This is a genomic window from Endozoicomonas sp. YOMI1 (assembly GCF_024606345.1).
Lineage (GTDB): Bacteria > Pseudomonadota > Gammaproteobacteria > Pseudomonadales > Endozoicomonadaceae > Endozoicomonas.
In genome coordinates, this window is sequence record NZ_JAHHPM010000329.1 from 1 (window position 1) to 7,738 (window position 7,738).

Here is a 7,738-nt window from a genome sequence, read left to right on the forward strand (position 1 = left end):
AATTATTCTGATCCAGCTTCTGCTCGCCACTCCAACGGTAAGCCACCAGTTTGCCTCCGGGCCTGGCGACACTGTAATCAACGCAGGCCACGCTGTCGCTCAAAGCCTCGGGATTACCGTCCATCCAGTAATGCCCAACAAACAGCGGGACTGTACCTGTATAGCGATAACGTTGTTCAGGGAGTGGTAAATGCGGCAGAGCCGCATCACCCGTGCCATCGGGTATCGAGTAGCAGATAGCATTGAACTCATGATTGCCCATCACGGCAAGCGCGCTTTCCTGTTCTACCATGGAACGACAAATATCGATTGTTTTCCGATGCTGCCCCTTGCCATCGATAAAATCGCCGACAAATATAGCTTTGCGTTCAGGATGTTTATAAACCGTTCCCTGTCGTTGATAGCCGAGCTTCAGTAATAGAGCTTCCAGCTCATCTGCCCGGCCGTGGATATCTCCAATCATGTCGTACATTTTTATTCTCGTTGGTAACTGGAGCAGAAAAGGTTGCTACAAAAATATCCAAATACAGGATTTGTCAGAAAATTCAGATGCATTCATCACAAGGGTAATCAATATAGACCCTATTGTCGTATAGCGGGTACAATCATTCGTCTTAAAAAATTTCTCTTTGAGCCACCGAAAAAGCTTCTCAATAAGCCATCTGAATTGCGTGAAAAATTTCAGGAAAATTGGGACGGGCATTGTAAAAGTAAAATCACTTCGACCAAGGATATTGAACTCAGCGGGGAATTACTGTCTTATGTGGATGGCTTTGATTTTACCATTTTCTCATCGAAATCACACATCGAGTTGATTGATGCCCATAGCCATACACGTTTTCACTCAGTTCGGTTTGGTGGTGGTTTGCCTCTAAGGCCTTTACCTGAAGAGCCTCCGATGGTTCCGACAGGGGGCGAGAGCCATATCATCCATATCCTTAATGCTAATGGAGATCATTTGGGGTATTCGCTTCATGGTATAGACGCCCTAGTTAAACACAGCAGACTTGAGAATGACTTAAAAAGGCAGCGAGAGCGGTTCTATTCTGCCGAAGCTCTCAGGAATTTTGCCAGAGATACTGTGCCGGAAGGGACATTCGAGAGTCTTCAAGAAGAGGTTTACTATGGTGTGGTTGATATTGCAGATGCAACCCATCCCAACGGGTACGAAAGGATGAAAAGGACAATGGCACAGGCATCGTCAGTTGCTTTAACAGCGAATCCTCTTGCATCAGTCACCAAGTCGCAAGACCGACAGGGTATCTGTCATCAACTGGCAAATGAAGATCGCCTGCAGTGGGTGATGGATGATGACTAGTCACTCGCATACCACGCCATTTAATAGTCCATTGGAAACCGGCGTTCGCTCTCTGGCAATTTTGGTCGCTGCGCATCCCGTAGCTTTTGACTTGGAGCGCCTCGTTGAAATGGACTATCTAGTTGTGCACTCCGGCGATGCCGATGGTCCCGAAAGCATCCACGCTGCTCTGCCGATGAGAGCTGGTGAGTTATTGGTTCCAGGCTAAAAATGGATCAAGAGGCAGATAATGAACAACGGTTCACTTCGGCTACTTCGAATCGCGTTTACCGGACCCGAAAAAAACAAAGAGATGACATTCTCTAATGGAGTAAACGTGGTTTGTGGGGCATCTGATACAGGGAAGTCATTCCTCGCTGAGTCAATTGACTTTATGCTTGGAGGTGGCGAACTCAGAGACATTACAGAACGAGTGGCATACGATGAAATTCATTTTGATCTGGACGTAACATCAGGAGAAAAGTGGCGTTTCTTACGCGGGATTACAGGTGGAAATTTCAAGCTGTTGAATCTGGTCGATAAAGAAGCAGGCATTGAAGTACTCAAAAAAGATCACAGTCACGGTAAAACCGATAATCTCTCGGGGTTTCTACTCAATAGAATTGGTCTGTTCGGCAAACGTATATTAAAAAGTAAGGCAACGTGCAAGACGCAAAGTCTTAGTTTCAGGAATCTGGCAAAACTTGCGATTGTCCAGGAAGGAAAGATCCAGCAAACAGGCTCCCCCTTCTGGGGAGGGCAGTTCACTCTTAAAACTGTCGAATTAGCGACAATAAAGCTTCTTTTGACCGGCATTGATGATTCGAATGTTGTTGAATCGATACAGGCTGAAAAAGACAGATCAAAACAGGTGGAGCTGATTGATGAACTGCTTGCTGATATCCAACAGGAAATTGCCAGTTTTGGAGAAAAAGAGGCAGATCTTAAGGTTCAAATGACTCGGTTGGACATAAGCATTGGGCAGCGTAAGGCAAGCCTGAATAGCACGCAAGCACAGCTTGATGTACTGTTAATGAAACGTCGAGAATTGCTAGAAAACCGAACCGCCATCCAGGATCGACTGGACGAAATTAAGGATCTTTTGACGCGATTTGATTTATTGCTCAAACACTATGCAATTGATATTGAACGACTAACATCTATTCAGGAAAGTGGTGTTATGTTTGCTCATGTGGAATCGATATCTTGTCCACTTTGTGGTGCTCCACCTGAAACTCAGCAACATCATAACAGGGCCACCAGACTCTGTTTCCCATGACTTTTCACTCAGGGTCTCCAGTTTGCTAAAAGCGTGGGATTTTCCTGGTGATTGCCATGTTTATTATGATAAGGAAAGCACCGATTTTGTTATTGATGGCAAACCTCGAACCAGTAGAGGTAAGGGGCTTCGGGCTATTACTCACGCAGCAGTTACAATTGCTCTGTTGGAATATTGCCAAGAGAACGGTCTACCTCATCCCGGCTTTATTGTGCTGGATTCTCCTCTTTTGGCATATTTCAAACCTGAAGGTGATGAAGATCGAGCACTACAAGGCACCAAACTGAAAGAACGGTTTTACTCATATCTTGTCAAGCACCATTCCGTTGACAGTCAGATAGTCATCATTGAAAATCAGCATCCCCCCGGATCAGTGATGGACAGCCTAAAAATGACAGTGTTTACCGGTAACCCTAATGAAGGTCGACCAGGCTTTTTATGACATGCCATGGTAATCATTCGGACATTCATTCAGGAACTAATTTGGCATCAACAAGTTATCTTTAGTGCACAACGTGCAACTCACAATGACGACCACCTCAGATTTTTACCAGAAAAACGCGCTGCAATTTTATAACTCCACTGTTGGAATTGATGCACAGGAACTTTATAAGTATTTCCTGCCACTGATTCCCGATGGAGGACATATTCTTGATGCGGGTTGTGGTTCAGGCCGGGATGCCAAAGCTTTTGTCAGCCAAGGCTATAAGGTCACTGCATTTGATGCCAGTGCCACTCTGGCCGCGATGGCCGCTCAACTAACGGGGCTGACAGTCCAGACTTGCCGGTTTGATGAGTTTCAAGCAAAACGACACTTTGATGGAGTCTGGGCTTGTGCTTCCCTGCTTCATGTTCCTTATTTAGAACTGGCTGCAACCATTAACCACTTGGCTGGTTTTCTGGTGCCGGGTGGCTATTTTTACTGTTCCTTTAAATATGGTCTGGGTGAGGTATTACGGGATGGACGTCTTTTTACGTATATGGATGAGGCCCTATTACAAGACTTGCTGAAGTCAACCGATTTATGGGTCCACACAAGCTGGACTACCCATGACTTAAGGCCAGAAAAAGCCACTGAACAATGGCTAAATGTGATTTTAGGCCTGAAGGCCTAAAAGTTCATAAATCCACGGGGTTCAGGCTTTTTCCAACTGTGCAGAAGTTGGACTTTAGCTTGATTGTAGCTGCTTTGCAGGAATGCCCTGCGTAATGCCTCTGTCTTGCCAGTTTGTTGCATTAAAGTCTCTCTGATGGGCAGATGACTGTTGATAAAATACTCATTTCTGGCATGAAGTCTGTCTAGATAGTCAATATGTGGCAGCTGGGTAAACTTGCCATTCTCCCCCCTGTTACAGCTCTGGCAGGCCAGAACAAGGTTCCAGATGCCATTAATGGCGGGGACGTGTTCCCGGATTACCCACGGGAAAAAATGGTCAACATCAGCAAGGTCAGATTTCCCTGACTCTATGGTTATATGACCAAAACAGTAAAAACATCGCCCTTTCTGATAGCCGTTCAGGCTGTCTCTGGAGCTGGTAATATTTACCCGGCGGTCATTCAGGCGAGTGAATAGTTGCTTGCTATCATGGTCATGTTCCATAAGATTCTTGGAAACGCCCAACTGCCAGGCACTTTCCACCAATCGCCAACGAGCATTGGTCTCGGGTTTTATGCTGTTTATGGCTTGGGATGCCATGAGAGTGTAAAAATTGTCCGTCAGCCGGATACCTTTGTTGGCCATTTTTCTTTCATCCATAAAAAAGCGTTCCCCGACTTCACGACGATTAACATTGTGAAAGGCATCAATCACATTTTGAAAACCGAGCCTGACTGTTTGGGCACAGAGATAATCCTGATCAACTTTCCCAAGATTAAAGTCTGTGCATGTAGCCAGAAATCTACTGGATTTCGCTGTCGTCTGTTTTGGTGCCTCTTTCAGATGCTCACAGATATGGCGAGAAAATGGGCCTGCCAGCTGTTCCAGAGAGATAAAGTCATTGCTGGAGTTGGCTAGCTCGTAGAGAGAGCATGCGAGGGCAAATTTATAAGAGGCTACATTGTTGCCGAAAAGAATAATGCTGCGCCAGTAATTATCAAGCGAAGGTTCAACATCGTAAAATCGAGACACTGTGCCCCCAAATCGTCCATGAATGTGTGGATGGGCTTTATTTAATGCTTTTTGTAGTTATAAGTTTATATGTAATTACATTTAAATATATATGGATAATACTGCACAAGAGGCAACAAGTTCTTGAGGTGACTTTGTATTCAGGTTTATATGTCATTTGTCGTATAGAAAGCCATTAAAAAGCTGGACTCGATTTAGACGCTGTTGAAATTTGCGGGATTACCATTAGAGATTGCGGCAAAAATATTGCTGAGGATGATCCGCAACCAATGCAGGGGTAGCCTGCCAAGCCCCTTGAGTTGGTGGCTGATTTCACCAGACCTTATGCGAGGGTTCAGGCCATGATCCAGAAAGAACTGGATCGACAGGATTTCCAGATTCTGCTGAAGCTGAGTGTGCAGGATCGCAGGCTCAATGATGTTGGCAATGAACTGGGACTGAGTCGCCGGGATGTAAAGCGTCGTGTTACAGAACTGGTCGAGCGAATTGGCGAGCAATATGCGGAACCCTTGAAAGCCTTTACGGAACCCATGGATGCGCTGCTGGATGAAGAGGGTGATGAAGTCCTGCTGGAACAAGCCGCTGAGAAGCTGGGGTTGACCCTGGCCCGGATGAAATTTTTGGTGATGGTTGCCGGAGTTCATTTCCGGCAGCCCTGTAAAATTCACCAGGATCGAGCTTATCGTCCGACCCGTTTGTTGGATTGACTATTGTATAAACGGCCTTATGCGTTAAAGAACCGGTAACCCTTAATCGTGAGTCCGTGCTTCATTCGAAGCAGGTCAGTCAGATTCTCTAGTGAAGGGCCATGCCCGTTAGCAAGCTCAGGAATGTTCAAGCCGGAAAGGCGTTTATCAAATGACTGATGCTTGCCATAATCGGGAAAACTTGCGTCGATCAACCGGGACTTCCAGTAGAGTGGTTGTGGATCGTAGTCGCCATAACCGTAGTCAAAAAAATCGACAGTACGTTGGCGCAGGTTGATTTTGACCCGTTCACGAAGCATGGGAATGGGTTGGGTTTCAAAGCCCTCGTAGGTCATCAGGGTCAGTTTGCCGGAGCGGATATGAATTTTTACCAGGTCCACTCCATCGGTTTCGAAAAGAGCTGTGTGGCACAACCGGCATAGATTCTTAACGGGGGCGGCAGGTCATTAATAAAACGACTATGGATGATTAGTGAGTGGCTGTCGTTAAGGATACTGGCTGGTAACTGTTGATGGGCCAGTTCGCACATCTGGTCAATACGGTGTATTGCCCTTTCAGGTAGCCACTATTGGCCAGTGTTTTCATGGGGCTTGAAAGGCTGTCCCGGCTCAGTGCGGTTTTGTGGCGGTCGACCTTGTGTTGTGTTTGTGGTTCGGCCAAGTCGATGGCTGCTCTTCGGAATAGACGACCATCCAGTAGCTCGTAGCCTTTATCTTTGATCAGGGTTTCCCAACTGTTACGGAACCCTATGATGTGAGTATTTTCATACAGCCCTGCTGCTTCGCCTTCCCGGGTAATCTGACAAAAGTCAGCGTGGTTAGGGTCTGAGGGGAGGATCATGTGTTCTTTGCGATGGAGGATTGGCGGGTTGGTGGAACTGGTAAAGTCAATGGGTTTTATTTTTTCGCTGGCGAAGTCTAACCCATAACTGAAGTGCAGTGATGGATAGGCTTCGTCGTAGAAATCCGGATAGTAGAGCAGGGTGACTTTGAAACAGTCTTTATGGAGGCGAACGATATTCCAGTGTTGTTCCGGTATGCCTGAGTTCGTGGCTTGCTGGTGAATCCATGAGAAAAAATCCGGTGCGGTTTCACTCAGCGCCGAACGGTGGAGATAGAGTGCTTTAGGCAGTTTTTTGCCAAGCTCCAGTTGTGCAACCGTTTCATACCATTCTTGTTCATTCATGGCTTTTATTTATAGCTGAAATTGTTCAAGAAAACGCTCAGGGGTGAGGTTTCTGGGAATGTAGCCCTGGCCGTTGGCTTTGGGTGCCATTATGCAGATGGCTGCATTTTGAGATTCTCTGTTATAGCTAACGTGAATGGGTTTGTTTTGGCCATAAAAATAGAGCCTGTCAAAGGGGAGCTGTTTGACGATCCAGGTGGTTACCTCCAGCGATGAGGTGTCCGGCATATGAAAATCGCAGGCTGCACCTCCCCGGGAGCAGATGATGTCTCCCTTCCTGTTTTTTTCAAAGCAGCTGTGCTGATCCAGTTTGGGATAGATAGAGGGCAGCACACCCTGTTCTTTGGCCAGTTTTTTTCTTGCCGTTGCCAACGGGGGGGAGCAAAAGCCGTAGGTGATTTCCAGGGCACCAAACTGCTCATAAACCGGATCGAGTATATGAGTCGCCAAATCGGCAAGGGCCTGCCAGCTTTGGTCAGCCAGCGGCAGGTTATCAATAGACGATGATTGCCAGGTTTCACCGCACTCAATCAGTTGCCGGTAGGTGAAGTGTTTGCTGCAAGGTTGGTCCAGCTGGGGCATGGTGAAACCCATTGTTTGTTTTGATCAGAATAAGCAATTGGTCTGGTGAAATTCAATCCCGAATGAAATAAGCTGCGCATGGAATTGGAGTGCTGTGTTATCGGACGCAGGCTTATACTGCAGAAAATTATTGCCCGTTTTGATCGGATCGTTGTGCAAACAGACGTTAATAAACGAGAAGCCCTATAGCTATCCGGGTAGAAACCGCCACGACCATTGGCAAAGCCATTATTCTTCAATTGCATCACCGCAATGAGAAAGCGTGTGAGGATGATGTCCAATATATCCCCATACTGAAAACGGTTATTAATGGTGCCGTCTCCACTATCCTTGTTAATAAACTCTGAGAGATTCGATGTATATCTTCCCTGAAACTGAAAAAAAGCTGAAAGCCAGAATTTCCAGCTATCGATCAGCGCTCAACAAAGAGAAAAAAGAATGTCACTTCATCAGTGATGGCAGTTGAAATAAAAAGCAACGAACGCAACAAGCCCTGCTAGACTTTGCCTGTGCAGGTCTTTTGGTCGCAATAATACAGTCATTTCCCTGTTTCCAGGGTG

11 protein-coding genes are annotated in these 7,738 nt (G+C 46.3%); 6 read left to right on the top strand and 5 right to left on the bottom strand.

Annotated features, from left to right (window positions below; translation table 11 throughout):
- The coding region (locus KDK15_RS12015; RefSeq protein WP_257295594.1) for a metallophosphoesterase at positions 1-472 on the bottom strand (472 nt) is incomplete at its 3' end.
- Between the two features lie 195 nt (positions 473-667).
- On the opposite strand from KDK15_RS12015, the gene KDK15_RS12020 reads away from it, so the two are divergent.
- The 5 genes from KDK15_RS12020 (at position 668) to KDK15_RS12035 (ending at position 3,691) form a co-directional block, all read left to right on the top strand.
- Positions 668-1,318: an ABC-three component system protein gene (locus KDK15_RS12020; RefSeq protein WP_257295595.1), complete on the top strand. Its 651-nt coding sequence runs from the start codon at positions 668-670 to the stop codon at positions 1,316-1,318.
- Positions 1,311-1,526 (top strand): ABC-three component system middle component 2, encoded by a 216-nt coding sequence (locus KDK15_RS21035; RefSeq protein WP_306800327.1) that lies wholly within the window; start codon positions 1,311-1,313, stop codon positions 1,524-1,526. The genes KDK15_RS12020 and KDK15_RS21035 overlap by 8 nt, the downstream gene beginning before the upstream one ends.
- 21 nt (positions 1,527-1,547) lie before the next feature.
- Complete coding sequence (locus tag KDK15_RS12025; RefSeq protein ID WP_257295596.1) at positions 1,548-2,576, top strand: hypothetical protein; 1,029 nt, start codon at positions 1,548-1,550, stop codon at positions 2,574-2,576.
- A 22-nt stretch (positions 2,577-2,598) separates the two neighbouring features.
- Complete coding sequence (locus KDK15_RS12030; RefSeq protein ID WP_257295597.1) at positions 2,599-3,018, top strand: hypothetical protein; 420 nt, start codon at positions 2,599-2,601, stop codon at positions 3,016-3,018.
- Positions 3,019-3,103: 85 nt separating this feature from the next.
- Positions 3,104-3,691, top strand: coding sequence for a bifunctional 2-polyprenyl-6-hydroxyphenol methylase/3-demethylubiquinol 3-O-methyltransferase UbiG (locus tag KDK15_RS12035; protein WP_257295598.1), 588 nt, complete (start codon positions 3,104-3,106; stop codon positions 3,689-3,691).
- Here KDK15_RS12035 and KDK15_RS21280 read toward each other — a convergent pair.
- On the bottom strand, positions 3,688-4,704 hold the full coding sequence (locus KDK15_RS21280) for an HNH endonuclease domain-containing protein (RefSeq protein ID WP_257295599.1): 1,017 nt from the start codon (positions 4,702-4,704) through the stop codon (positions 3,688-3,690). The genes KDK15_RS12035 and KDK15_RS21280 overlap by 4 nt on opposite strands.
- Positions 4,705-5,045: 341 nt before the next feature.
- On the opposite strand from KDK15_RS21280, the gene KDK15_RS12045 reads away from it, so the two are divergent.
- A complete protein-coding gene (locus KDK15_RS12045; protein ID WP_257295600.1) occupies positions 5,046-5,411 on the top strand; it encodes a hypothetical protein in 366 nt (121 codons plus the stop codon).
- 17 nt (positions 5,412-5,428) lie between these two features.
- On the opposite strand, the gene KDK15_RS12050 is transcribed toward KDK15_RS12045, so the two are convergent.
- Genes KDK15_RS12050 through KDK15_RS12060 form a run of 3 tightly spaced genes read right to left on the bottom strand, consistent with a single transcriptional unit; the run spans position 5,429 to position 7,178 of the window.
- Entirely contained in the window at positions 5,429-5,824 is a 396-nt protein-coding gene (locus KDK15_RS12050; RefSeq protein ID WP_257295601.1) for a hypothetical protein, read from the bottom strand.
- A gap of 55 nt (positions 5,825-5,879) precedes the next feature.
- Positions 5,880-6,596, bottom strand: coding sequence for a hypothetical protein (locus KDK15_RS12055; protein ID WP_257295602.1), 717 nt, complete (start codon positions 6,594-6,596; stop codon positions 5,880-5,882).
- Between the two features lie 9 nt (positions 6,597-6,605).
- Entirely contained in the window at positions 6,606-7,178 is a 573-nt protein-coding gene (locus tag KDK15_RS12060) for a hypothetical protein (protein WP_257295603.1), read from the bottom strand.
- Between the last annotated feature and the right edge of the window lie 560 nt (positions 7,179-7,738).

Bases quoted from the DNA above. Each gene is read 5' to 3' on its own strand.
- KDK15_RS21035 (WP_306800327.1), top strand. From the start codon at position 1,311: ATGACTAGTCACTCGCATACCACGCCATTTAATAGTCCATTGGAAACC.
- KDK15_RS12025 (WP_257295596.1), top strand. From the start codon at position 1,548: ATGAACAACGGTTCACTTCGGCTACTTCGAATCGCGTTTACCGGACCC.
- KDK15_RS12035 (WP_257295598.1), top strand. From the start codon at position 3,104: ATGACGACCACCTCAGATTTTTACCAGAAAAACGCGCTGCAATTTTAT.
- KDK15_RS12045 (WP_257295600.1), top strand. From the start codon at position 5,046: ATGATCCAGAAAGAACTGGATCGACAGGATTTCCAGATTCTGCTGAAG.
- KDK15_RS12055 (WP_257295602.1), bottom strand. From the start codon at position 6,596: ATGAATGAACAAGAATGGTATGAAACGGTTGCACAACTGGAGCTTGGC.
- KDK15_RS12060 (WP_257295603.1), bottom strand. From the start codon at position 7,178: ATGCCCCAGCTGGACCAACCTTGCAGCAAACACTTCACCTACCGGCAA.